This window comes from Symbiopectobacterium purcellii (assembly GCF_019797845.1).
Taxonomy (GTDB): Bacteria; Pseudomonadota; Gammaproteobacteria; order Enterobacterales; family Enterobacteriaceae; genus Symbiopectobacterium; species Symbiopectobacterium purcellii.
This window is the reverse complement of the sequence record NZ_CP081864.1, coordinates 1263400-1289255: the sequence shown is the minus strand read 5'-3', so window position 1 is coordinate 1289255 and position 25856 is coordinate 1263400. Positions and strand designations below refer to the sequence as shown.

The 25856-nt window shown below is 54.7% G+C and carries 22 protein-coding genes and 2 pseudogenes; 13 read left to right on the top strand and 11 right to left on the bottom strand.

The window, feature by feature from the left end; genetic code table 11:
* Positions 1 to 6: 6 nt before the first annotated feature.
* The 4 genes from K6K13_RS06010 to dapA form a co-directional block, all read right to left on the bottom strand.
* Entirely contained in the window at positions 7 to 459 is a 453-nt protein-coding gene (locus K6K13_RS06010) for a DUF441 domain-containing protein (protein ID WP_222159962.1), read from the bottom strand.
* 192 nt (positions 460 to 651) lie between these two features.
* Entirely contained in the window at positions 652 to 1365 is a 714-nt protein-coding gene (gene purC, locus K6K13_RS06005; protein WP_222159961.1) for a phosphoribosylaminoimidazolesuccinocarboxamide synthase, read from the bottom strand.
* 128 nt (positions 1366 to 1493) lie between these two features.
* Positions 1494 to 2531 (bottom strand): outer membrane protein assembly factor BamC, encoded by a 1038-nt coding sequence (gene bamC, locus K6K13_RS06000; protein WP_222159960.1) that lies wholly within the window; start codon positions 2529 to 2531, stop codon positions 1494 to 1496.
* Positions 2532 to 2547: 16 nt separating this feature from the next.
* A complete protein-coding gene (gene dapA, locus K6K13_RS05995; protein ID WP_222159959.1) occupies positions 2548 to 3426 on the bottom strand; it encodes a 4-hydroxy-tetrahydrodipicolinate synthase in 879 nt (292 codons plus the stop codon).
* Between the two features lie 187 nt (positions 3427 to 3613).
* On the opposite strand from dapA, the gene K6K13_RS05990 reads away from it, so the two are divergent.
* From K6K13_RS05990 to arsC, 4 genes are all read left to right on the top strand, one after another.
* On the top strand, positions 3614 to 4219 hold the full coding sequence (locus K6K13_RS05990) for a glycine cleavage system transcriptional repressor (RefSeq protein ID WP_222159958.1): 606 nt from the start codon (positions 3614 to 3616) through the stop codon (positions 4217 to 4219).
* A gap of 2 nt (positions 4220 to 4221) precedes the next feature.
* Positions 4222 to 4689: a thioredoxin-dependent thiol peroxidase gene (gene bcp, locus K6K13_RS05985; RefSeq protein WP_222159957.1), complete on the top strand. Its 468-nt coding sequence runs from the start codon at positions 4222 to 4224 to the stop codon at positions 4687 to 4689.
* Between the two features lie 321 nt (positions 4690 to 5010).
* Positions 5011 to 6426, top strand: coding sequence for a beta-barrel assembly-enhancing protease (gene bepA / locus K6K13_RS05980; RefSeq protein ID WP_252120495.1), 1416 nt, complete (start codon positions 5011 to 5013; stop codon positions 6424 to 6426).
* A 240-nt stretch (positions 6427 to 6666) separates the two neighbouring features.
* Positions 6667 to 7023, top strand: coding sequence for an arsenate reductase (glutaredoxin) (gene arsC / locus K6K13_RS05975; RefSeq protein WP_222159955.1), 357 nt, complete (start codon positions 6667 to 6669; stop codon positions 7021 to 7023).
* On the opposite strand, the gene hda is transcribed toward arsC, so the two are convergent.
* The 4 genes and pseudogenes from hda to upp form a co-directional block, all read right to left on the bottom strand.
* Entirely contained in the window at positions 7018 to 7725 is a 708-nt protein-coding gene (gene hda / locus K6K13_RS05970) for a DnaA inactivator Hda (protein WP_222159954.1), read from the bottom strand. The genes arsC and hda overlap by 6 nt on opposite strands.
* Before the next feature lie 131 nt (positions 7726 to 7856).
* Entirely contained in the window at positions 7857 to 9326 is a 1470-nt protein-coding gene (locus K6K13_RS05965; RefSeq protein WP_252120431.1) for a tetratricopeptide repeat protein, read from the bottom strand.
* A gap of 75 nt (positions 9327 to 9401) precedes the next feature.
* Entirely contained in the window at positions 9402 to 10700 is a 1299-nt protein-coding gene (gene uraA / locus K6K13_RS05960; protein ID WP_222159953.1) for a uracil permease, read from the bottom strand.
* 211 nt (positions 10701 to 10911) lie between these two features.
* Positions 10912 to 11486: pseudogene (gene upp / locus K6K13_RS05955) on the bottom strand (uracil phosphoribosyltransferase).
* A 370-nt stretch (positions 11487 to 11856) separates the two neighbouring features.
* Between upp and purM the strand changes: the two are divergent.
* The 6 genes from purM to K6K13_RS05925 all read left to right on the top strand — a co-directional run bounded on the left by purM (position 11857) and on the right by K6K13_RS05925 (position 18317).
* A complete protein-coding gene (gene purM, locus K6K13_RS05950; protein WP_222159952.1) occupies positions 11857 to 12894 on the top strand; it encodes a phosphoribosylformylglycinamidine cyclo-ligase in 1038 nt (345 codons plus the stop codon).
* The gene (gene purN, locus K6K13_RS05945) at positions 12894 to 13532 is read left to right on the top strand and encodes a phosphoribosylglycinamide formyltransferase (RefSeq protein ID WP_222159951.1); all 639 of its coding nucleotides are present in this window, start codon (positions 12894 to 12896) and stop codon (positions 13530 to 13532) included. The genes purM and purN overlap by 1 nt, the downstream gene beginning before the upstream one ends.
* A gap of 208 nt (positions 13533 to 13740) precedes the next feature.
* Positions 13741 to 14865: an ABC transporter substrate-binding protein gene (locus tag K6K13_RS05940; RefSeq protein WP_222159950.1), complete on the top strand. Its 1125-nt coding sequence runs from the start codon at positions 13741 to 13743 to the stop codon at positions 14863 to 14865.
* Positions 14855 to 16975 carry a TonB-dependent siderophore receptor gene (locus tag K6K13_RS05935; protein ID WP_222159949.1) on the top strand — a complete coding sequence of 707 codons (2121 nt, stop codon included), beginning with the start codon at positions 14855 to 14857 and terminating at the stop codon, positions 16973 to 16975. Before K6K13_RS05940 ends, K6K13_RS05935 begins: the two co-directional genes overlap by 11 nt.
* Positions 16976 to 17111: 136 nt before the next feature.
* Entirely contained in the window at positions 17112 to 17687 is a 576-nt protein-coding gene (speG, locus tag K6K13_RS05930; protein WP_222159948.1) for a spermidine N1-acetyltransferase, read from the top strand.
* A gap of 279 nt (positions 17688 to 17966) precedes the next feature.
* Entirely contained in the window at positions 17967 to 18317 is a 351-nt protein-coding gene (locus K6K13_RS05925; protein ID WP_222159947.1) for a hypothetical protein, read from the top strand.
* A 122-nt stretch (positions 18318 to 18439) separates the two neighbouring features.
* Here K6K13_RS05925 and ybbP read toward each other — a convergent pair.
* Both ybbP and ybbA read right to left on the bottom strand, forming a co-directional pair.
* Positions 18440 to 20868 (bottom strand): annotated as a pseudogene (ybbP, locus tag K6K13_RS05920) (putative ABC transporter permease subunit YbbP).
* Positions 20865 to 21584 (bottom strand): putative ABC transporter ATP-binding protein YbbA, encoded by a 720-nt coding sequence (gene ybbA / locus K6K13_RS05915; RefSeq protein WP_222159946.1) that lies wholly within the window; start codon positions 21582 to 21584, stop codon positions 20865 to 20867. The pseudogene ybbP and the gene ybbA overlap by 4 nt, the downstream one beginning before the upstream one ends.
* Here ybbA and tesA point away from each other — a divergent pair.
* From tesA to K6K13_RS05900, 3 genes are all read left to right on the top strand, one after another.
* Complete coding sequence (gene tesA / locus K6K13_RS05910; RefSeq protein WP_252120494.1) at positions 21522 to 22187, top strand: multifunctional acyl-CoA thioesterase I/protease I/lysophospholipase L1; 666 nt, start codon at positions 21522 to 21524, stop codon at positions 22185 to 22187. The genes ybbA and tesA overlap by 63 nt on opposite strands.
* Positions 22188 to 22258: 71 nt before the next feature.
* On the top strand, positions 22259 to 23035 hold the full coding sequence (locus tag K6K13_RS05905) for an SDR family oxidoreductase (RefSeq protein WP_222159944.1): 777 nt from the start codon (positions 22259 to 22261) through the stop codon (positions 23033 to 23035).
* Positions 23036 to 23291: 256 nt separating this feature from the next.
* Entirely contained in the window at positions 23292 to 24170 is an 879-nt protein-coding gene (locus K6K13_RS05900; RefSeq protein ID WP_222159943.1) for a co-chaperone YbbN, read from the top strand.
* Between the two features lie 326 nt (positions 24171 to 24496).
* On the opposite strand, the gene K6K13_RS05895 is transcribed toward K6K13_RS05900, so the two are convergent.
* Complete coding sequence (locus tag K6K13_RS05895; protein WP_222159942.1) at positions 24497 to 25693, bottom strand: nicotinamide mononucleotide deamidase-related protein YfaY; 1197 nt, start codon at positions 25691 to 25693, stop codon at positions 24497 to 24499.
* Positions 25694 to 25856: the final 163 nt, after the last annotated feature.

Sequence of the window (25856 nt, the reverse complement as noted above, 5' to 3'; positions counted from 1 at the left end):
CGGCTCTCAGGATTTGCCAATCAACAACGAGAGCAGACCTGCCGCAATCAATGGACCTACTGGCACGCCGCGGAATAATGCGACACCGGCCACAGTACCAATCAGCAATCCCGACACCACGGAAGGTTGATTGCTCATCAGAGAAACACCGCGACCACCGAGCCAGGAAACCGCAACGCCCACCGCAATCGCTACCAGCGATTTCCAGTTGAGGAATGCCTGAAAGAAGTCATGGGCGCTGATTTTCCCACTGGCAATCGGGGCCATCACGCCGATGGTCAGAATCAGTATCCCGATGCTCAATCCATATTTTTCCACCAGCGGGAAGTATCCATTGAGCGGCGTCAAGCGTACCGCTAGCAGCGCCAACATCGCCCAGGTGACCGTCATGTTGTGGCTGATAATACCCAGTCCCGCCAGGCCAAGCAGGATCAGAAGCGTGGGATCGAAAGAAGTCATGAGGAAGGGGTTTCCTGCCATGCTGATGTCAAAATATCGGTTTCATTCAAGACTCAGATGATAGCACTGTTTTGACACGGCTAATTAGCCCAATACTCACATTGGTACGGGTAACCTGCCATTCTCCGCTTAGCACAGAGAATGGCAGGCAACGGCACGCACGCAAGGCTTAACACGAAAACGATTGCGCGTTTAGTCCAATTTTACGCCAAGACGGTGTGCAACTTCTTCATAGGCTTCAATCAAACCACCCAGACTTTGACGGAAACGGTCTTTGTCCATCTTGTTCAGGGTTTGCTTGTCCCACAGGCGGCTGCCGTCGGGAGAGAACTCATCACCCAGCACCACTTCACCTTTGAACAAGCCGAATTCCAGTTTGAAATCCACCAGAATCAAGCCTGCGTCATCAAACAGTTTGCTCAGCACGTCGTTGGCTTTGTAGCTCAGTGCTTTCATGCGCGCCAGGTGGGTTTCATTCACCCAACCAAAGGTTTTGCAGTAAGACTCGTTCACCATCGGATCGTGCAGGGCATCATTTTTCAGGAACAGGTCAAACAGCGGCGGGTTCAGGGTAATGCCCTCTTCCACACCCAGGCGTTTCACCAGAGAACCAGCCGCACGGTTACGTACCACGCACTCTACCGGTACCATCTCCAGCTTTTTCACCAGCACTTCGTTGTCGGACAGCAACTTGACCATTTGCGTCGGGATGCCCGCTTCTTCCAGTTTACTCATGATGAAATGGTTGAACTTGTTGTTCACCATGCCTTTACGATCAAACTGTTCAATGCGCGCGCCATCACCGGCTGACGTATCATTGCGAAACTCCAGCACCAACAGATCGGGATCTTCAGTGGTGTAGACCGTTTTCGCTTTTCCGCGATACAACTCAGCTAGCTTTTGCATCTTTTATTACTCCACACAGTTGTGGGCCACCGACAACGGGCCCGATGATTTAATACTTGATTAACAATAAAAATACCGGCATTCGCCGGGCCGAATAAAGAAGGGCCGGATGTGACCGGCTCTTGCTGTTAGTGACTGAGTGCCGCCTGGAAGACGGCGACGAGCGCGTCGTTTTTCGACTGGCTGAGCGTATGCCCTTTCGCGTCGATAAACTGCAACGTACTGCGGTTACCCAGATCGCCAACCTGCAATTTGTAATCGCCGTTGGCCAATTCAGGGTCTTTCGCCCCCAGACGTTCCCAGGCGCTGCTGCCCGGAGCCTTGTAGGTCACCGCAATGGAGCCTTGTGGACGGCTGCGATCGTTCACTTTCATGCCGACTTTTTCCAGCGCGGCAGGAAGTCGATCCCAGACCACCGAATAAGGACCACGCACCACCAGCAACGGCAGGCCGCTATCATCCGCACCGCTCAGTACGTCCAGCGTACCAACGGCACGATGGGTCTGCGCATTCTCACGCGCAGCCGCCTGTTTCTCCAACGCATCTGACAGGGCATTGGCCATCAGGCTGGTATAACGTTGCACCTGAAGCGCTTCTGCCACTGGCGTATTTTGCACTTCAAGGCCGAGCAATTTCACCACAACCGCAACCTGATACCCTTGAGGTTGAACGGAGATCTGATAACGCGCGCGGTACGGCACACTTTCATCGTCTCGCGGCCAGAAGATCCAATCGGTGGTCAGCGTCTGCGAGGCATCCTGACGGCTGGCAATCACATAGCCCTTGTCCTGAATGATCTGCACCACCTGCGGCCACAAACGGCTCGCCTGCGCACTGTTTTCGATCATCAAGGTAGCCGTATCACCGGAAATTTGCGTGCGCGATCCGCTTAACAACGCCAATGGCTGGAGAGGAGGACAAATATCTAACGCTTTACCCAGTTCACCGGTTGATGCGGCTGCCGGGATCTCGTAATCCCCATTTTGCACCGGAAGGATCATTCCTGCCGGTGCCACTAACGTCCTCGGTTGTGGCGCTTTCAAATACGATTCATCGCCGCTGACCTGACGTTTGTGACGCTGATCTCTGGAACAGGCTGCTAACAGCATAACCAGCGACAAACCAACCACTTTTGCCACCATGGACTTTTGCACTGAAGAAGTCATCAAATCTCCCTAAGGGTTACTGCAAACCAGCTTGCTTCAATGCGCGCTCCATCACTGCCCGACCGGCGTCAGTCAGCGGCGTCATCGGCAAGCGAAGCGTATCGGTCGCCATCAATCCTAATGCCTTGCATGCCCATTTCACTGGGATCGGATTAGGTTCAACAAATAATTTCTGATGCAGTGGCATCAGGCGCTGATTCAAACGGCGCGCCGCAGCGAAATCACCTTGTGCCGCCAGGGCGCACAGCTGTGCCATTTCCCGTGCGGCAATGTTCGCCGTCACGGAAATCACGCCGCGACCACCGAGTTGCATAAAATCCAGACTGCTGGCGTCATCACCGCTCAGCAAAATGAATTTATCATCAACCAACTCTTGGATCTGACTCACACGACTTAAGTTCCCGGTGGCTTCTTTCACCGCAACAATATTTTTTACTTCGGAAAGACGGGCGATGGTTTCCGGCAGCATGTCACAACCGGTACGCGACGGTACGTTATACAGAATCTGCGGTAGATCGGTGTGCTCAGCGATCGCTTTAAAATGCTGGAACAACCCTTCCTGCGTTGGGCGGTTGTAGTAAGGGGTTACCGTCAGGCAGCCCACCACACCGGTGCCGTGAAAGCGTTTGGTCAGAGAGATGGCTTCCGACGTTGCATTGGCACCCGTTCCCGCGATCACCGGGATACGTCCGTCTGCCAGTTCCAGCGTCATCATCACCACGTCGCCGTGTTCATCATGGCTCAACGTGGCGGACTCTCCGGTGGTTCCGACGGACACTATCGCCGCGGTACCGCTATCAACATGATAATCAACAAGTTTTTTTAAGCTTGCACGATCGACGGCGCCGTTGTCGTCCATCGGCGTTACCAGTGCAACAATACTTCCCGTAAACATTCGCCATCCCCTCCAAAAACAAGTTCTTCATGGTACTTTTGACTTCACTGCAAAAGCAAGCGCGCAACCGCGTTGTCGGCGTCTGACATGCGGTTTTTTTCTTTCTGCATGCCGCGACTGACGGCGGCGCGGGAAAACGCACGCAGAACAAACTCAAAATTGCCCCAGACAATTTTTTGTGTTTACCATGTTACTCTCAACCCGATGCAGAGGAAGCAAGATTTTGCCGAGCCAACAAGAACACTCTCTGGTTATCACCGCCCTCGGCGTCGATCGTCCCGGGATTGTGAACGCCATCACACGTCACGTCAGTAGCTGTGGCTGTAACATTGAAGATAGTCGTCTTGCGATGCTGGGCAAAGAGTTCACGTTCATCATGCTGCTGTCGGGAAGTTGGAACGCCATCACGCTTATCGAATCCACGCTGCCGCTCAAAGGGGCGGAAATGGAATTGTTGATCGTGATGAAGCGCACGGAGTCTCAGGCTCGCCCACCAATGCCCTCGACGGTGTGGGTCAAGGTTGAACTGGCAGATTCCCCGCATATCATTGAACGCTTTACCGCGCTGTTTGACGCCCATCACATGAACATTGCGGAGCTGGTTTCAAAAACGCAGCCCGCCACCAGCGGACATCCGTCAACGTTATATATTCAAATCACTGCACACAGCCCTGAAACGCTAAATGGCGCAATTATTGAGCCAGCCTTTCATCAGCTATGTACAGAACTGCACGCACAAGGCAGTATTAGCGTCGTGAACTATCCACAGCATGAAGAGAAAGATGGAGAGTAGTGATGAACACACTGAAAGCCGGTGATACCGCACCGAAATTTAGCTTGCCCGACCAGGATGGCGAACAAGTAAATTTAACCGACTTCCAGGGACAAAAAGTGTTGGTCTATTTTTACCCTAAAGCAATGACGCCGGGATGTACCGTGCAAGCCTGTGGTTTGCGCGACAACATGGACGATCTGAAGAAACATGGCGTGGAAGTACTGGGTATCAGCACCGACAAACCGGAAAAACTGTCTCGCTTTGCGGAAAAAGAGTTGCTGAACTTTACGCTGTTGTCCGACGAAGATCATCAGATCTCACAAGCCTTCGGCGTATGGGGCGAAAAGACATTCATGGGAAAAACCTACGACGGTATTCACCGCATCAGCTTTTTGATTGGTGAAGACGGTAAAGTGGCGCACGTGTTTGATGATTTCAAAACCAGCGATCACCACGATATCGTACTGAACTATCTGAAGAGCGCCTGATAGCGCGTCAGGTGTCCACCGACACTGTTAAGGTGTCGGTGTTTTTGCATTAGTCTGATTTATGTTGCGCGCAACCTTGTGCATGCTATTTTTTGCACGGTGCGCTGTTATGCTGCACTTTTCCCGCATTCCACTTTGCATGCTCCCTCCGCGCTGGCTAAGATAGGCGCTAATCGCTTTTACCGTGCAGTCGAGAAGGTCCCATTCATGGTCTTCAATTGGTTAGGTGCTGAACGTCCTCGCATTAGCGCTCCGGCAGGCAAGACGTTTCTGCGTGGATTGAGAGTAAAGAAAACCCTGACTGCGCTGCTGTTCGGCGCAATGCTGGGCGGCGTCGCGGCTCCCGTGGTTGCAGATATGCAGGATCAGCTTCCCGATATGGGAACCACTGCGGGCGGTACGCTCAGTATCAATCAAGAAATTGCCATGGGTGACTTCTACCTACGGCAAATGCGCGGCGGTGCACCGCTGATTGACGATCCTCTGCTGGTACAATACATCAACCAACTGGGCCAACGGTTAGTCAAAAGCGCCAACTCAGTGCGCACGCCTTTTCACTTCTTCATTATTCGCAACGATGAGCTGAACGCCTTTGCCTTTTTCGGTGGCAATGTGGTCATCCATTCTGCCTTGTTCCGCTACGCGGAAAATGAAAGCGAACTGGCCTCGGTACTGGCGCATGAAATCTCGCACGTCACCCAACGCCATCTGGCGCGCGCCATGGAATCACAACAGCGCAGCGCCCCGTTAACCTGGATGGGTGCATTGGGTTCTATTCTGCTCGCCATGGCAAACCCGCAGGTGGGGATGGCAGCACTGAGCGGCACGTTGGCGGGCGCACAACAGGGAATTATCAGCTTCACGCAGTCCAATGAACAGGAAGCCGATCGTATTGGTCTGCAAGTGTTGCAGCGGGCCGGGTTTGATCCACAGGCTATGCCTAACTTTATGCAAAAACTGGCCGATCAATCACGCTATGCCACTAAACCGCCGGAAATGCTGTTGACCCACCCGTTGCCAGAGAGCCGTCTGGCCGATGCCCGTAACCGCGCCAACCAGATGCGCCCGGCACCGACCCAATCCTCACAGGATTTTCTGTTTGCCAAGATGCGCGCGCTGACGATGTACAGCACCGCGTATAAGGCCACCGCTGATGAGACCATTGATAACTGGCTAAAAGGCAATGTACGCGAGCAGCTTGCCGCACAGTACGGTAAAGCGGTGCGCGCGTATGAAGAGAAGAAATATGACGATGCCCGCGCCGTGCTTCAGCCGCTGCTGGATAAAACCCCGGACAGTCCCTGGTTTCTCGATCTGATGACGGATATCGATCTGGCGCAAAATAAAGCCGCATTGGCCATCGCGCGCTTACAAAAAGCGCCGGGTGCCCAGAACAACCCAGTGCTGCAATTGAACCTGGCGAACGCCTATGTCACAGGCGGTCAGGCCGCCGCAGCCAGCCGCCTGCTTTATCGTTATACCTACGCCAATCCGGGCGATCCCAACGGCTGGTCGCTGCTGGCGCAGGCCTCCGCCGCACAGGGCATGCGCGCCGAAGAGCTTGCCGCGCGCGGAGAGGAGCTGGCGTTATCCGGAAAATTGGATCAGGCCATCGGGCTGTTCAGCAATGCCAGTTCACTAAGCAAACTCGGCAGTCTGGAGCAGGCGCGCTATGATGCCCGCATTGACCAGTTACGCCAGTTACAGCAACGTTTCCGTCAGTTTGAAAAGTCTTGATATACCCTCAATAATTCGAGTTGCAGGACAAAACGTTTACGTTTTGAACAGCGCAAGTGAATCAATCCCGATGAGCTTACTCAGGTCAGTGATTCGGGTGACAAATCTGCAAGGAGCAGATTTGAACGCCGTGTGCGGCGGCCTCGTAAGAGGTGAGACCCAGGGATGGGCCGAATAATGAGTGCAGCCAACGCACCTGCAACGTGAAGTTGTACGGGTATAAACAGCAAGGAACAGCCCATGTCACAGAATATCGTTATTTATCACAATCCGCGCTGCTCCAAGAGCCGTGAAACGCTGGCGCTGTTGCAGCAACACGGCGTCACGCCACGCGTGGTGCTCTATCTGGATACGCCACCGGATGCTGCACAGGTTCGCCAACTGTTATCACAGTTAGGCTTTAGCAGCGCACGTGAAGTAATGCGCCAGAAAGAAGATCTGTACCGCGACTTAAACCTGTCGGATGCAACGCTGAGTGAAACACAGCTGATTGCGGCACTGGTTGAACACCCCAAGTTGATGGAGCGTCCCATTGTGGTCAACGGTGAGCGGGCACGAATCGGCCGCCCACCGGAGCAAGTGCTGGCGCTGTTATAGCCCCAGGATCTCTTTGACGAAGGGGATAGTCAGCTTACGCTGGGCGGTAATCGAGGCGTGATCGAGTTGATCGAGCGTCATAAACAGCGTGCGCATCTCACGATCGAGCCGCTTCAACAAAAAGCGGCTCACATCTTCTGGCAGCTCGAAACCTCGCAGACGGGCGCGCAACTGTAACGCCTCGCCTTTCTCTTCATCAGAGAGCGGCTGCAACTTATAAATCTGTCCCCAATCCAGACGAGAGGCCAAATCAGGCAGATGCAAATTAAGCTGACGCGGTGGGCGATCGCCGGTGATCAACAGCCGGGTGTGCCCCCCTTCCTGAATGCGGTTGTAGAGGTTGAACATCGCCATTTCCCAGGCATCATCGCCAGCAATGGATTCGATATTGTCGATACAGACCAGCGCGAGTTGCTCCATGCCGTCCAGAACTTCAGGCACAAAATAAGCGCGTTTGTCTAACGGCACATAGCCCGCCGCATCGCCCTGACGTGATAACGCCGCGCAGGCGGCATGCAGCAGATGGCTGCGCCCTCCCCCTTCCCGTGACCAGAAGTAAATATAGCTACCGTGCTCTTGTTGCAACACGTTGTGAAGGGCGGCCAGAAGTGACGCGTTTTCTCCCGGGTAGAAACTGGCAAAGGTTTCGTCATCAGGCAAAGAAAGTGGCAGTGAAAGCTGTGCCGGCGTATTCAGAAGCACCTCATGTTCAATTCGGCGGGAAAACGGACTGAGTTTACCACAGAAAGCGAGCCCTGTTGATAGCGCATCAACCGGGCTCGCTTTCTCGATGCTGCGTCACTGTTCAGGCGAATTGTCCTAAGGCAATACGGTTACCCGGCATGTTGAACATAGGGCTTGATAATCCCGGTCGCCAGCAGATCTTTTTCCTGTCCGTTGATGCGCGCCGTGGCGGAATCGATCTGGAATGTCACGTCACCCGGCTGGCAAAAGTCTTTGGTTTTTTGTGGAACCAGTTCGGCGGAACGAAAGGAGCTGTATTCCCTGCCGTACAGGGTTTCGTTCATGGTGTTCATGCCAAAGGGGGCAAACGCCAGCGTGAATTGCCCGCTGGCACCCTCGCGGTTTTTTAGCGTGACGACGACGCGCAAGTTGGCCACTTCAGCAAGTTTGTTGGTATCAACGATAAAATGATTTTCACATTTCAATGCGCCACCGTTGCCACCGAGAAAGGTCGACTGGTTTTTCAACACCAAGGCGGGCAAGGTTTGGCGGTTTTCTTCACGCCCACGCTTATCGTTGACGCAGTGCGCCATATAGCTGACTTTGGTTTCGCCAGTGCGCCCCCGTTCACGATACTCCCAGGCCTTCTGGCAATCGCTGGTCACGCCCTGACCGTTGTAATAGATCCAAGCGAGGTATTTTGCCGCCCGCGATACGCCTTTGTCGTAGGCCTGGGTAAACAGCGCTCGCGCCTTGTCATAATCAACGTCAATCTCTTCACCGGTGTAATACATTTCTCCCAGATTGATCATGGCATCTTTATTGCCCTGCTGCGCGGCACGTTCAAACCAGGTGACAGCCTCTTGCGCATTAGCATCGACGCCCCAGCGACCTTCGCGATAGGCCAGGCCAAGAAGATTCTGCGAGTCCGGCTCTCCGCCCTCTGCGGCGCGGCGAAACCACCGCATCGCCTCGATGTCTTTCTCTTTGATCGGGGAGTAACCAAAATTATAAAAATGGCCGACGTAGAAGTTTACTTTGGGATCGCCTTGCTGTGCCCAACGCTTTGCCAGCCGTAACGTATCGCTTTTACTCAAGCCGAGGCGGCTGAATATCCGACGCGTTTCGTCATCGGCAGTATTTAAATAGCGGGAAACATATTTCAGGATCGGGGCGCGCATCTCTGCATCGGTTTCAGCCTTGGCTTTGGCTTCATAAATGGTGTGCCCGAGCGACTTGGTCGTTTCGATATCAATATCTGCGGCATTAATCTTTTCCAGCAGTTGGCTGGCCCGGGCGTTATCCTGCGGCACGCCGATGCCATATTGATAAAAATACCCGGCGTTATAACAACCATAATCACCACCCAGCGCACACGCTTGCTGATAATAGTCGATGGCCTGTTGGATATTTTTGGGAACGGAAACGCCAAACTCGTAGACAAACCCCAGTAGGGAGAGAGCATGAGGGTCCTGACGTTTAGCCAAATCGGTGAGAGCGGTCAGCGCGGTATTATCTTGCTGTTCGAGGCGATCGTAGAGCCTGTCGGCGTCATCAGCCTCTTGGGCAAAAGCAGAACACGAAAGACCCAGTAACAACGCCAATATTGTTTTTTTCATGATTAACAATCCCTTGTCATATTTTTTCTGTTTCCGGGGATAATACCATCCCCGGAAACCAGAGCAATGCGCAATTTATGACGCGCGCGAGGTCTCCTCGGCATCATCTTCGGCATCCAACACCACTTCTTCGCTTCTGAAACGGTTGATCAGTGCGAACAGCAGGCTCAGGGCAATACCCACTACGGTGGCTAATGCCATGCCTTTCAATTCAGCAGCGCCCAGGTGCACTTTCGCTCCGCTCACCCCGATGATCAGGATAACCGAGGTCAGAATCAGGTTTTGTGCCTTGTTGTAATCCACTTTGGATTCGATAAGCACACGAATACCGGAAGCACCGATTACCCCGTACAGCAGCAGAGAAACGCCGCCCATGACCGGCACCGGCACCGCCTGAATCGCAGCCGCCAGTTTGCCCACACAGGAGAGCAGAATCGCCAGTATTGCCGCACCGCCGATCACCCAGGTGCTGTAGACCTTGGTGATCGCCAGCACACCAATGTTTTCGCCGTAAGTGGTATTCGGCGTAGAACCGAAGAAACCGGAGATCATGGTAGAAAGACCGTTGGCAAACATCGAGCGATGCAAGCCAGGATCGCGCATCAGATCTTTTTTCACGATATTGGCAGTAACCACCAGGTGACCCACGTGCTTCGCAATCACTACCAGCGCAGCAGGCAGAATGGTCAGAATGGCAAACCATTCAAAACGCGGCGAATAGAAGGTCGGCAGAGCAAACCAGTGCGCTTGAGCGATAGGCGCGAAATCCACCACGCCCATGGCAAACGACAGGCCATAACCCACCAGCACGCCGATCAGAATCGGAATGATAGCCAGAAAACCACGGAACAACACAGAGCCCAGCACGGTAACGCCTAAGGTCACCAGCGAAATGATCACGGTTTTGCTATCCACTGACACGCCGTCCGCAGGCAGCAGACCGGCCATGCCCGCGGCAACCCCGGCCAATTCCAGACCGATGACCGCAACAATCGCCCCCATCGCCGCGGGGGGAAAAATCACATCCAGCCAGCCAGTGCCAGCGCGTTGCACAATCAGCGCCACCACGCAAAACAGCACGCCGCACATGATAAAGCCGCCCAGCGCCACTTCATAACCCAGCGGCAGCAGCAACAGTACCGGAGAAATAAAAGCAAAGCTGGAGCCCAGATATGCCGGGATTTTGCCCTTACAGATAAACAGATAGAGCAACGTGCCAATGCCGTTGAACAACAGCACGGTCGCAGGGTTGATTTTGAACAGAATCGGCACCAACACCGTCGCGCCGAACATGGCAAACAGGTGCTGGAAGCTCAGCGGGATGGTTTGTAGCAAGGGGGGTCGTTCACTCACCCCGATGGCGCGACGAGTCATCGTTTATATCCTCTGTAAAAGTCACTTGATGTTGTGGTTAGCCGGTTTGTCCAGCATCGTTATCACAGCCCAGCCGCCCCCACGCGTCACCGCGTAGGGAAGCGAGGCTGATTATAAAAATCGTGCGAAATATGGGTGAAAAACCGTCATACGCGTTGCACCGCGAAACCGGCGCAAAAAAAAGCCGACTTACTCAGTCGGCTGATACGGCTTATTTAGTACCAAAGAGCTTATCGCCCGCGTCACCAAGACCCGGCATGATGTAGCCATGCTCGTTGAGCCCTTTGTCGACCGAGGCGGTATACAGCTCAACGTCAGGGTGCGCTTTTTCCAGCGCGGCAATCCCTTCCGGAGCCGCCACCAGCACCAATACCTTGATGCTCTGGCAACCCGCTTTCTTCAGCAGATCGATAGTGGCAATCATCGAACCACCGGTTGCCAGCATGGGATCCACCACCAGCGCCATACGTTCATCAATGTTGGAGACCAGCTTCTGGAAGTAAGGCACTGGCTCCAGCGTCTCTTCATTGCGGTACATACCCACCACGCTGATACGCGCACTCGGTACGTTTTCCAGTACCCCTTCCATCATACCCAGACCGGCACGCAGGATCGGCACCACGGTAATCTTTTGCCTTTGATCTGATCGACTTCCACCGGACCGCACCAGCCCTCGATAGTCACTTTTTCAGTGACCAGATCGGCCGTGGCTTCATAGGTCAATAAGCTGCCGACTTCGGATGCCAGTTCACGAAAGCGTTTTGTACTTATATCGTTTTCACGCATCAGGCCAAGCTTATGTTTGACGAGCGGGTGTTTAACCTCGACGACCTTCATTCTATTCCCCCTATAGAAAGTGGACGGATATCCTCACGACGCAGAATCGGTGCGCCGAGGGCGAACATGGCAGCCCATCATAAAAAAAAATCGCGGGATTATACCGCTTTTTTGCTTAAGCGCTACAGGTTATAGCCTGATCCAGATCAACCGGGCAGGGAAATTCTCATTGAACAGGAAAAATGCAAAGCAGGCAACACACCACTCGCAAACGATTGCTCTCGCTGTTAGAATTAGCGCGCTTCGATAGGGGTAGATCCACCAGGCTGGATATGCTCGCTATCTCACCACCAATTGTATTCTCCGTGGGGACTCCGCAGTGACCGACAAAACCTCTCTTAGCTACAAAGACGCAGGCGTGGATATTGATGCTGGTAACGCATTGGTAGACCGTATTAAAGGCGTAGTGAAACAAACCCGCCGTCCTGAAGTGATGGGCGGTCTGGGCGGTTTCGGTGCCCTGTGCGCCTTGCCCCAAAAATACCGTGAACCGGTTCTGGTTTCCGGTACTGACGGGGTCGGCACCAAGCTGCGTCTTGCCATGGCTCTGAAACGCCACGACACCATCGGTATCGATCTGGTGGCCATGTGTGTCAATGACCTGGTAGTTCAAGGGGCCGAGCCGCTGTTCTTTCTGGATTACTACGCCACGGGGAAACTGGATGTCGATACCGCCGCCAGCGTGATCACCGGTATCGCCGAAGGCTGCAAGCAGTCTGGCTGTGCGCTGGTCGGCGGTGAAACCGCTGAAATGCCCGGCATGTACCACGGTGAAGATTACGACGTTGCGGGCTTTTGCGTCGGTGTTGTTGAAAAATCAGAGATCATCGACGGAAGTAAGGTGCAGGCAGGTGATACTCTGATCGCACTGGCAGCCAGTGGCCCACACTCTAACGGCTATTCGCTGGTACGTAAGATTCTTGAAGTAAGCCAAACCGATCCGGAACAGACGACGCTTGAAGGAAAATCGCTGGCCGATCATCTGCTGGCCCCGACCAAAATCTACGTCAAATCTATTCTGGCGCTGATTGAAAAAGTGGATGTCCACGCGATTGCTCACCTGACCGGTGGCGGTTTCTGGGAAAATATCCCGCGCGTGTTGCCGGAAGGCATGCAAGCCAACATTGATGAATCCAGCTGGCAGTGGCCCGCCGTGTTCAACTGGCTGCAACAGACGGGTAACGTCAGCCGTCACGAAATGTACCGTACTTTTAACTGCGGTGTGGGTATGATTATCGCACTGCCTGCTGAACAGGCAGAGGAAGCCGTGGCATTCCTCACTAGCCAGGGTGAAACCGCATGGAAAATTGGCGTTATTCAACCCGCTAACGCCGGAGACGCAGTGGTCATTAATTAATGAAAAACATCGTTGTCTTGCTCTCAGGTCAAGGAAGCAACTTGCAGGCGTTGATTGACGCCTGCGCGCGCAAGCGCGTCAAAGCGAATATCGCGGCCGTGTTCAGCAACAATCCAGAAGCCTATGGTCTGGTGCTGGCGCAAGAAGCCGACATTCCGGCTCATGTCATCGACCCGCAAGGGTTTGCTGACCGAGCCGCCTTTGACGCCGCAATGGCAGAAGAGATGGCGCAATACCAGCCGGACCTGGTGGTACTGGCAGGTTATATGCGCATCCTCAGCCCGGAGTTCGTTGCGCTGTTTGCAGGCAAAATGCTGAATATCCACCCTTCCCTACTGCCCAAGTACCCGGGCCTGCATACCCACCGTAAAGCGCTGGAAAAGGGCGATAAGGAACATGGCACCTCGGTTCATTTCGTGACTGACGAACTGGATGGCGGCCCTCTGATTCTGCAAGCCAAGGTCCCGGTGTATAGTGATGATACGGAAGAAGTGCTCGCCGCTCGGGTACAAACCCAGGAACACACCATCTATCCACTGGTGGTGAACTGGTTTGCCGAAGGGCGTCTTAAAATGCGCGAGGGCGAAGCCTGGCTTGACGGCGTGCGTATTCCCAAACAGGGCTACGCTGCCGAATAGCGGAAATCCCCATTGACGTTCAGGCGGCAGAACCCTGCCGCCCTGAAAGTTCCCATTGAACGACACTTTATTTATTTACAAAATTATTACCATCCTAATGATATAAAACAACATTATTTTTTTGTCGCACTTTCCCCGCCTTAGCATTATTGATAATCACTCTCATACTCATTAACTTCCCCTGCTCGATTTTATGCAGAGGGCGACTATGCGTGCGTTATTCCTGACCAAAGCGTTACTGGTCATGCTGCTGTTGGCGAACACCACCGCCTGGGGAAAGACCGTTACCGATCTGCTGGGGCGCCAGGTAGCGATTCCCGATAATCCTTCACGCCTCTTTCTTGGCGAAAGCCGTTTGCTCTATACCCTTGCGTTGCTGGAACCCGGCAATCCGGCACAGCGAGTGGTAGGCTGGCCCGGCGATCTGCCGCGTTACGATGCGCAAAGCTGGGAAAAATACACCGCTGCGTTTCCTGCCATTGCACAAATCCCGCGTCTTGGCGATGGGGGCCCACGCACACTGAATGCCGAAGCCATTCTGCCGTTAAAGCCCGATCTGGTCATCCTGCCGCGCCTGGCTAAAACGTCGACGGAAGATGAGGCGCTACAACAAACGCTTGAACGCGCAGGCATCCCGGTGATTTATGTCGATCTGCGCGTCGAACTGTTGAAAAACACCCTGCCCAGCATCCGTTTACTCGGCGAGGTGCTGAACCGCACTGAGCGTGCCGCCACGTTCAGCGCGTTTTATCAGCAGCATATGGATGCCATTTCGCAACGGCTGGCACACTATCACGGGCAAAAGCCTACCGTGATGTTGCACCTGCATCTGGGTCGCCGCGATACCTGCTGTACCACGGCGGTCGGTGGCAATCTCGGTGAACTGTTAGCCTTTGCGGGTGGCGATAACATTGCAGCCGACAGTATTCAGCGCGTCTACGGTGAACTCAACCCGGAAAAAGTGCTGGCAGCCAACCCGAATGTCTACATCGCCACAGGCATGGCGGGGCCAGAAGGAAAGCGGTTCTCAACGCTGATGCTGGGCCCGGACGTTTCCGAGCAGCAAGCGCAAAACAGTTTTACCACCCTGCTACAACACGAACCCATTCTGTCACACCTTCGTGCCGTGCAGCAGGGGCGCGCCTGGAGTATGTGGCACAACTTCTACCTAAGCCCGTATCACGTGGTGATGGTGGAGATGTTTGCCAAAGCGCTTTACCCCGATCTGTTTGCCGATCTGCAACCGCAAGACACCTTAAAACAACTCTACCAACAATTCTTACCTATTGAATTTTCAGGGACATTCTGGAGTCACATCGCACATGAACGCTAATTTTATCCGTCGCGGCTGGCCACTTATCGCGTTGTTGCCACTGGGTTCGCACGCTTCCTCATCGAGCGCGCAGGAAGATACCATGGTGGTCACCCAATCTGACCGCGCCGCCGCCGATACAGACAGCAGCTATCAGCCGCACAAAAGCGTGACGGGCACCCGCACCGAAGCTCGTCTGCTCGACGTGCCGCAGGCGGTTAACGTTGTGCCGCCGCAGGTATTACGCGATCAGGCGGCACGCACGCTGGACGACGCGCTGTACAGCATCAGCGGTATTACCCAAGCCAACACGCTTGGGGGGACGAAGGATGCGGTGATCAAACGTGGATTTGGCGACAATCGCGATGGGTCGCTGTTTCGCGATGGCATTCGTTCGATTCAGGCCCGCAACTTCACCCCCACCAGCGACCGCGTTGAGGTCCTCAAAGGCCCCGCCTCGATGCTGTACGGCATGGGTGAACCCGGCGGCATAATCAATATCATCAGCAAAAAACCGGAACTGGTTCAAAAAACCCATATCGAAGGCTGGCAAAGCAGCTTTAACGGGGGCGGCGGTCAGGTGGATGTCACCGGCCCACTGGGGGACAACGGTCTCGCTTACCGCATGCTGGTCGATCACGGTGAAACCGATTACTGGCGCAATTTTGGCCGCAAACGCCAAACCACCGTTGCACCGTCGGTGATGTGGTATGGCGATGACACCACGGTGCGCCTTGCCTATGAACATCAGGAATACCTGACACCGTTCGATCGCGGCACCATCATCAATCCCAATACCGGCAAGCCGGTCAATACACCGCGCGACCGCCGCTTTGACGAGCATTACAACGCCACGCGCGGCGATCAGGACACCGTGACGCTCCAGATGGAGCGAACGCTTAACGATCGCTGGAAAAGCAACCTCGCCTACTCCTATGCACGTAACCGCTATAGCGACAATCAGGCGCGCGCCACCAAATTCAACGCGGCGACCGGAATACTCACCCGTCAAGCGGATGCAACGGCAGACGCTCGCAGCCAGGCGCAAATCGTCCAACTGACCCTGAATGGCGATGTAGACTGGGGACGCATCAACCATCAACTGCTGTTTGGTGTTGATTATGAAGCCGATCGTACCTTCCGTGGCGACATGATCCGTGGCACAGCAACGTCAGGTTTCAACATTTACAACCCGGTCTACGGCACCCTGCCCGCGTCCACCACAGTCAGCGCCAAAGACAGCGACCAGCGTGAGAATATCGACAGCACCGGCTTTTTCGTGCAAGACACCCTGCGCCTGAACGAACGCTGGCAGTTGCTGGGCGGGTTACGCTACGACAGCTTTGATGTCATGGCAGGCAAAGGCCGCCCATTTGTCACCAACACCGACGGTTCCTACCACCGCCTGGTACCACGCACCGGCGTTATCTACAGCCTGACACCGAACAGTTCGCTCTACGCCAGCTACAGCGAATCGTTCAAACCCAATTCATCTATTGCCACTCAAATCGGCGCACTTCCTCCTGAACTGGGCCGTTCTTATGAAGTGGGCACCAAAATCGATCTGCCGGACCGTATCACCGCTAACCTGGCGCTGTTCGATATCGTGAAACGTAACGTGATGGTGGATGAAACCATCGGCACTGAAACAGTGACACGCACCTCAGGCAAAGTACATTCACAGGGTATTGAGCTGGACATGGCCGGTAAGCTCACCGATTCCCTGAGCCTGATCGGTAGTTACGCCTTTACTGATGCGCGTGTGGTGGCCGATCCGAAAAATAACGGTAACGAAATGACTAACGCCGCTCGCCACACTGCCGCGCTGTTCCTGACGCAAGATTTCGGGTCGCTTGGCTGGCATGCCGGAGACGACCTGCGCGCAGGTGCCGGTGCTCGCTACGTCGGTCGTCGTGCGGGAGATGCGGCCAACAGCTTCTACCTCGATGATTACACCGTTGCTGACGCTTTTGTAGCCTATACCGTGCCGTTTAATGGCTACAAGGTAAAATGGCAGATGAACGTGAAGAACCTGTTTGATAAAACCTACTACCCGTCCAGCGGCAACAACCTGCGCGTGGCGGTGGGTGAACCACGTCAGGTGCTGCTGCGCGCCAGCGTAGATTTTTAATCGCGCTATGCCGCGCCCTGTGATCTTAACGATAAGGGCGCGGTTATTACCTTCCCCCTCGCAAACGGTGGTTCTGCGAACAAAGCAGGCTATACTCATCGTGTTGCCATGTGGCAAACAGGTAATGGGAGGAAACATGTCTGGCGCGAGCAATATCGTGCGTTTACGGCCTCTGGAACAAGAGGATCTCAATTTTGTCCATCAGTTGGATAATAATGCCAGCGTGATGCGTTATTGGTTTGAAGAGCCCTATGAAGCCTTTGTGGAATTGTGCGATCTCTACGACAAGCACATTCACGACCAAAGCGAGCGGCGCTTTATCATCGAGTTTGAAAAAAATCGGGTAGGTCTGGTCGAGTTGGTGGAAATCAACCATATCCACCGCCGCGCTGAATTCCAGATTATTATCGACCCTGCCTATCAGGGGCGTGGTTATGCCAGTGCCGCCGCCAAGCTGGCAATGGATTATGGGTTTTCCGTGCTGAATTTGTACAAGCTGTACCTGATTGTCGATAAAGAGAACACCAAGGCTATCCATATTTATGCCAAGCTGGGCTTTGAAGTCGAAGCCGAATTGCGCCACGAGTTTTTCATCAACGGCGAATACCGCAATACCATTCGCATGTGCGTTTTCCAGCACCAGTATATGGAGCGGTATAAAGCGAATGCGGCGTCAGAAAAACCGTCACCGGAAGCCGATATTACACGCTAACAGGTTACTTATCTAAATCTTCGATTTAAAGCCGGTTGTCCTGATTCAGGATCGTCGGCTATTCCCCCCGGTCATAACCTGCCGACTTTTATATCACGTTGACAGAAAGAGCACCTGAGCTTTCCACTTACAGCACATGCCATTGAGACGACGTTAGCCTTGCATCGGGGAAATAACATATTACTGCTCAAAAAATACCATTCATCAAACAAGAACGCTTTATGATTCACGACTCTCTGCCATAAAAATTACTATCAAAACTCAACGAAGGAGATAAGCATGCCATTAATTCCAAATGCCAATAATCGCTATTCTTTACTGACCAACCCGATTACCACAACTCGCCACGCAGATAAGAAAAGTGATAACAATCTCATAAAGCAACTCAGTAGTGTAAAATCATCAGCAGATAAAACCATCTCTATATCCAATAATGCGGGGAATATGGAAATAGACATACTTTATCCCAAGAAAAAATTTTGCATACCGCTACTCTTTTCAATATCGAAACAAAAAAAGATAACCCTCTCCCCAGAAAACTGTCAAGGCATCATGCTAACCCCCTCCAATGACCCAAATAACAAAATGGGGATCAATATAAATCTTATCACCTATCAACCTTCCGATTGACACCATTAACCGGTTAAATAACGCCATCCCATAACGCGTATTTATTTTGTGGATGGCGCCATGGCTCAACGCTAATTAATACCTACAACAGAGCCAATGGCGCCAACATATCAACGGCCAGACTACCCTGAGAATTGCCGAAACAACGCTTTACCGCTTAACAGCCGCAGTCCCAGCCAACCGCCGCACAGCGACAGTAGCAAGGCGGCACTGAGTGGCAGTGCCCCCCACATCACCACATTAGGCTCCCAGGGGAAATCAAACACTTTGCGTTGTAACAGCCACAGCGCCACTTCCGCGCCAATGGCGGCCGCTACCCCCGACATCAGCCCCAATGCAGCAAACTCGCACCACAAGGTGCCACGCAGCAAGCGACGTCCGGCCCCCAGCGTGCGATACACCATCAACTCCTGACGCCGCTGACGCATGCCAACCTGAATTTGCGCCAACAGCAGCAGTATGCCGCAGAACAAGACCAGCACCACCATCACTTCCAGCGCACGACTCACCTGCTGCAATACCTGACCAATCTGGCGCAGCATCGTGCCCACATCCAGCACACTGACCGTGGGAAATTGACGGTTAAGCTGCACGATAAGTTTGTCATCACCGTCGTGGCGGAAACTGGTCAGCAGCGATTGCGGCTGTGCATCCAACGCACCGGGCGGGAAAATAAAGAAGAAGTTCGGCCGCAGGCTCTCCCAATCCACGCGACGGAAGCTGGTCACCGTGGCGCTAAAAGGCTGCGTGTCGCCGGTGAAGGTCAGGGTATCGCCGAGCGTGATCCCCATCTCCTGCGCCTCATTCGCTTCCATCGAGACTTCCCCCGCTTTCGGCGCTTGCCCGGCCGTCAGCACGTTGTGATCGGGTAAGCCCTCCATCCACGTCAGGTTCAGTTCGCGGTTAACGGTATTAGCACCCGGATCGTTTTCGTGTATACGCTCGGTCGCAACCTGACCGTTAATCGCCGTCAAGCGCGCACGAATGATCGGATAAAACGCTTCCGGTTTCACCGCGTGCTGTTCAAGGAACGTTTTCAGTGGTGCCGCCTGAGGTGGCGCGATATTCAGCAAGAAAAAGTTAGGGCTTTCCGGCGGCAACTGACGCTGCCAGCGCTCCAACAGATCGCCGCGCATCACCAGCAGCAACGCCAGCAACATAAACGACAGAGAAAACGCCGCCAGTTGGCTCAGGGTGGACCACGGCTGACGCAACAGTCGATTAACCGCCAGACGCAGCGGCAAATGCTTGACCGTCAGCCGACGCAACACCAACAGCCCCCCCAGCCTACAACGCCCAGCAACAGCGCCAGCACGGCCGTGCCGCCGAGCAACGCCCACAGCAACATGCCGCCGCCAGAGAGCAGTGCCAAGCCGGCCACCACAATCAGCGCCACGGCGGGCAGATAGTAACGCAGCGGCCAGACGTTCGCCGTGATATCCTGACGCAGCACCCGCAGCGGCTGGGTCGCCAGCAGCAGGCGATATGGACGTAGCCCCACCAGCAGCGAAATCACCACCAGCGATCCCAATGCCCATACCCACGGCCACAGCCCTGCCGCAGGCAACGCGGTGGGCAGCACCGGCGCTAACAAACGCGTGAGTATCGCTTCAAAACCCAGCCCGACCAGGCTGCCGCACACGCCAGCCAGCGCCAGCACCGACACCCATTGCCCGACAATCAAACGCCGCAGTGCACCTTTGTCCGCGCCCAGCGTTTTGAGTACCGCCACCAAATCGTAGCGGCTGCGGCAATAGTGCCCCATGGCAACGGCCACCGCCGCAACGGATAACAGCAGTGTCAACAACGCCGACAGCAGTAAAAACTGCTGCGAGCGTTGCAGAGACTTACTCAATGCCCCGTCGCTGTCTTCCATGCCATACCAGCGCTGATCCGGTTTCAGCAACGGTTTGATAAAATCGCCAAACAGCGTGATACGCGCTTGATCACCGGCAAACATATAGCGCCAGGTAATGCGCCCACCCGGCTGTATCGCACCGGTTTTTTCCACATCGGCGCTGCTCATCAACACGCGCGGGGCGGTATCAAACGGATTAAACCCTTCGTCCGGCTCCTGAATCAGTTCCCCGGCGATTCGCAGCGTAGTATCGCCAACATCGAGGTTATCCCCGACCTTCAATCCCAGTAATGCCAGCAGTCGCGGAGCCACCAATACCGAGCCAGGCACCGGATGTAACCCTTCCGGACGTGTCTGGAGCTGGCCGTAGAGCGGATAGCGATCGTCCGCCGCCTTGACGCGCGCCAACTGGGCCTGTTCGCCCGCATAGGTCATGGTCATGAATGACACCTGGCGACTGACCGTCAACCCTTGTTGCTGTGCCGTTTGCAACCAATCTTCATCGACCGGACGTGCAGCGCTCAGCACGCGATCGCCCGCCAGAAAATCACGGCTTTGCTGGCTTAGCCCTTTCTCCATGCGATCGCTGATATTGCCCAACGCCAGCACACACGCCACCGCCAGCGTTAACGCTAGCCACACGATCAGCAGCGACGGGGATCGCCACTCCCGCCAAAACCAGCGCCAGATCATGCCACCTCCTGCAATTTGCCGTCCAACAGGCGCAAACGCCGTTCGCAGCGTGCAGCTAACTGCTCATCGTGGGTAACCAGGATCAGCGTGGTGGCGTAATCACGATTTAGAGAAAACAACAAATCCACAATACGTTCGCCGGTTTTGCGATCCAGATTGCCGGTCGGTTCATCCGCAAACAGCACTCTGGGCCGCCCGCTAAAGGCACGCGCGATGGCAACACGCTGTTGCTCACCGCCGGATAGCTGCGCGGGCAAATGGTGCAAACGCTCGCCCAGTCCCAATTGACGCAACAACTGTTCTGCCTGCGCACGGCTTTGTGCATCACTTTCACCGCGTAGCAGTGCAGGCAAATGCACATTTTCCAACGCATTCAGCGTCGGCACCAACATAAATGCCTGAAACACAAATCCGACATCGCGGGCACGCAGTGCAGCACGCCCATCTTCATCCAGGGCCCCCAACGATTCGCCGAGCAGTTTGACATCACCTTCACTGCCGTCATCCAGCCCAGCGAGTATTCCCAGCAGCGTTGATTTGCCCGAACCGGATTCACCGATCAGTGCAATCGACTGCGCGGGTTTGACAACCAGCTCAACTCCGGTGAGGATGGAAAGCCGATGTTCACCCTGACCGACGTGCTTACTTAAATGATGAACTTCCAGAATATTTTCCGCCGACGCGGTGGCTGCCGAAGAGACGCCATTCAAAGACATATCTACATCCTTTTGCTGCTGGGATTACTCAGCGCCCGCGCCTTTGCGGCGGAAACGCTCCTGGTATTGGGAGACAGCCTGAGCGCGGGCTATCGCATGCCCGCCGCTTCCGCTTGGCCCGCCCTGCTCAATGAGCAATGGCAAAAAGCGAGCCCTGACGGCATCACAATCGTCAACGCCAGCATCAGCGGCGATACCGCATCACAAGGGCTGGCGCGCTTACCGGCACTGCTGCAACAACATCAACCACGCTGGGTGCTGATTGAAATGGGCGGTAATGATGGCCTGCGCGGCTTCCCACCACCGACCATCGAACAGGACCTGACCACCATCATCAATCAGGTGAAAACGGCTAACGCGCAGCCCTTGCTGATGCAAATCCGCCTGCCTGCCAACTACGGTCAGCGCTATACCACCACGTTCAGCGCTATTTACCCGCGACTGGCGCAGCAATTTTCCATCCCGCTGGTGCCGTTCTTTATGGAACAGGTTTATCTTAAACCTGAATGGATGCAAGACGATGGTATCCATCCCACGCGCGAAGCGCAGCCGTTCATTGCCGACTGGATGGCAAAACAGCTTAAACCGTTAGTGAACCTGTGACCGCTTATTTGCGTCTTATTGCTAGTTAACCACGACTCTTGAAAAATAGGGCTTTTTACTTAGGTAAAGTTATGCAAAAAACGGTTTTGGTTACCGGTTGCTCCAGCGGTATTGGTTTGATTGCGGCAGTAGACTTACGCCAGCGCGGCTACCGGGTGTTGGCCGCCTGCCGCCGCGCCGAAGATGTGCAACGCATGAGCACGCTGGGACTTGAAGGGATCGCACTGGATTTAGACGATCCCGACAGCGTGGATGCCGCGGCTGAGCAGGTTATCGCATTGACTGGCAATCGACTGTACGGGCTGTTTAATAACGCTGGCTACGGGGTTTATGGCCCATTAAACACCCTTTCGCGTCAGCAACTCGAACAACAGTTCGCCAGTAACCTGTTCGGCACGCACCAACTGACACAGCGCTTGCTGCCGGCCATGCTGCCGCACGGCGAAGGACGTATTATCCAAACCAGCTCCGTGATGGGGTTTGTCGCCACACCGGGACGCGGTGCCTACGCCGCCAGCAAATACGCGCTGGAAGCCTGGTCGGATACGCTGCGTATGGAGTTGCACGGCAGTGGATTACTGGTCAGCCTGATAGAACCCGGACCGATTGCCACGCGCTTTACCGATAACGTATCGCAAATGCAGGCGGAAGCGCCTGTCACTAATCCCGGTATCGCCCGACGTTTTACCCTACCGCCCGAAGCAATACTTCCCAAATTGCGCCATGCGCTGGAAAGTCCGCGCCCCAAACTGCGCTACCCGGTTAAGCTGGTAGCACATGCGCTTACCGTACTGCGCCGCCTGCTGCCCGCCCGCTGGCTGGATGGGATATTGCGTACCCGTTCTTGATTAACGGCATATACTATTGACCCATAGCCATCACGATTCCGCGCGCAATACGGCGGAACGATGAACGTTACACCGCTTGAAATGGCGTTATTCGCCCCCATTTATACCCTAAATAATTCGCGTTGCAGGAAGGCCGCACGTGAGTGAATCCCGATGATCTTACTGAGGTAAGTGATTCGGGTGCGCGAACGCAGCCAACACACCTGCACCGTGAAGTATGACGGGTATATCCCTGAAACGGATGAGAGAGACTGCCATGCTAGACCCTAATGCCAACACAGCCCATTACGCGAGCGTGATGGATGTTAATGAGACCAACCTGCACCAGTTGTTGGAACAATCCATGCAACTGCCGGTGCTGTTTTATTTCTGGTCAGAGCGCAGTCAACACTGCCAGGCACTCACGCCGGTGCTGCACAAACTGGCACAGGAGTATGCCGGTCAGTTTATTCTGGCCCAGGTCGATTGTGATGCCGAGCAGCGCGTTGCGGCCCAGTTTGGTCTGCGCGCCATTCCGACGGTTTATCTGTTTAAAGACGGCCAGCCGCTGGACGGTTTCCAAGGTCCGCAGCCTGAAGAAGCGATCCGCGAACTGCTGCAACGGGTGTTGCCGCGTGAAGAAGAGCTGAAAGTGGCAGAAGCGCAGCAGCGTATTCAGGAAGGCAATCTCCCGGCGGCGCTGACGCTGTTGAAAGACGCCTGGCAGTTGAGCCAGCAGCGCAGCGATATCGGCCTGATGCTGGCCGAAGTCCAGATTCAATTGAACCGCAGCGACGATGCACAAGCGGTACTGGACACCATCCCGTTGCAGGATCAGGACACGCGTTATCACAGTCTGGTGGCACAGATTGAATTGCTCAAGCAAGCCGCCGATACGCCAGAGATCCAGCAGTTACAGCAACAGCTTGCAGCCGACCCCACCAACGCGGAACTGGCAGTGAAACTGGCGTTGCAGTTGCATCAGGTAGTACGTAACGAAGAAGCGCTGGAAAGCCTGATGGTGATGTTGAAAAAAGATCTGGCTGCCGCCGACGGCAACGCCCGTAAAACCATGATGGATATTCTGGCGGCACTGGGGACTGGCGATGCGCTCGCTTCACGCTACAGACGCCAACTTTACGCGCTACTGTATTAATCCGCACTGTTGTATGAGGTTTTAAGGTCTTGATCTCCCCCGCGTCCAATGATGCTGAGCAATAAGGGGACGCCAGGATGAGCCGCAGGGATGCGGCGAAAGCGCCTGCCGTGCCGGGAGCACGTCAGGCGCGGTCCGTCCAGCGACCCCGTTTGCGAAGGTACCGCGCAGCGGCATCATTGCGCAAAAAGCGCGGGGTCGAGGGGTGTGGGCGACTGCACACCCCTCGTCGGGCGCGAGCTACGCAAGTAGCAGAGAACCACTGCGTTCTTCGCGCACGAAAACATCCCCGTCACTCACCTAAATCGCTTTTGCACCTAGGGTGCCTACCCTAATGTTTCCACCACTGTGATCCACCCATGCCCACCGTACGGTGACCAGCCGTTCAACCAGCGGCGCAGCATGTTCATCGCCAGCATGGCAACCACTTCCTGATGGGTTTGCAGGCTATAGCGCGTCACATTAAACGAAATCGCCTGAGCAAAGGTGCCCTGCGGTGTATGCAATGCAAGGGACAAACGATCGTCCTGACGATCGCTCACCACCAGCGCCAGCGAAGACTGATGCTCGTCAGCCAAGCGGTTTGCTACCTCTGCCAGCACGGTCAACGAAGCAAACGGCGTTTGCGACCACAGCGCACCACCATTAAGCGGCACCTGTGCGGCATTCAGTTGCCAATGGAGCAGGCCAGCGGTAAATGACTCCCCGACGGTCAACGTCAAATCTTTCTCAGTCAAACGCTGCGCCAGTTGGGCCGGCAAACCTTGCGTCCCTTCGAACAAGGAGTTTTCCCCCGCCACCGCGCGTACCGTCTCCCATGCGGATTCCATTGCGGCTCGCTGAGACGCCGGGCCGGTCAGCTTCAGTTCAATGATCGGCATGGAAGAACGATAGCCCAACACCACCCCCTCCGGCAGCGGCAGGCTGTCGAGCTGGTTTGCCAAATCACTCTCTGAGCGACCAAAAGTGGTCAAGCGCAGACACAGCGGCGCAGATGTCACAGAAAAACGTTCGCGCAGACGCGGCACAATCTGCTCATCTACCATCCGTTTAAATTCGGACGGTACGCCGGGCGTAAAGAACATCAAACAACGGTTCAGCGTTAACATAAACCCGCACGCTGTCCCTATCGGGTTATCCACCACCTCGGCACTGGCCGGAATCTGCGCCTGTTTACGGTTGCTCGGGGCCATTACACGTCCGCGCTCAGTGAAAAATGCCTCCATGCGCGCAATCCACTCAGGGTGTTCTACCAGCCCTTCGCCCACTGCCGTTGCGGCCGCTAACGCGCTCAGATCGTCACTGGTCGGCCCCAAGCCGCCGTTCACAATCAGCACATCTGCAATCTGACTACGTTGCGTCAGCGCCGCCACCAATTCTTCCAGCTTATCACCGACCGTCATTCGGCTGGTCATCGGGATGCCTTGTTCAAACAGGTAATCCGCCAACCAGGCCGCGTTAGTATCCAGAATTTGTCCGTGGAGCACTTCGTCTCCGGTACACAACATCTCCACCCTCAGCATGTGCTATTCCTGTGTTTTTCTTTCACTGTAAAAATTCCCTCTCAGAAAGACAATCGCTGCGCTCACCGCCGCACACTTTTTGTGAAAGCGCCTAAATCGTAACGCCAGCTTTACAGCCGTCGTAACGACGTTTTGACATACTTTACGGAATACTCTAGTCTGC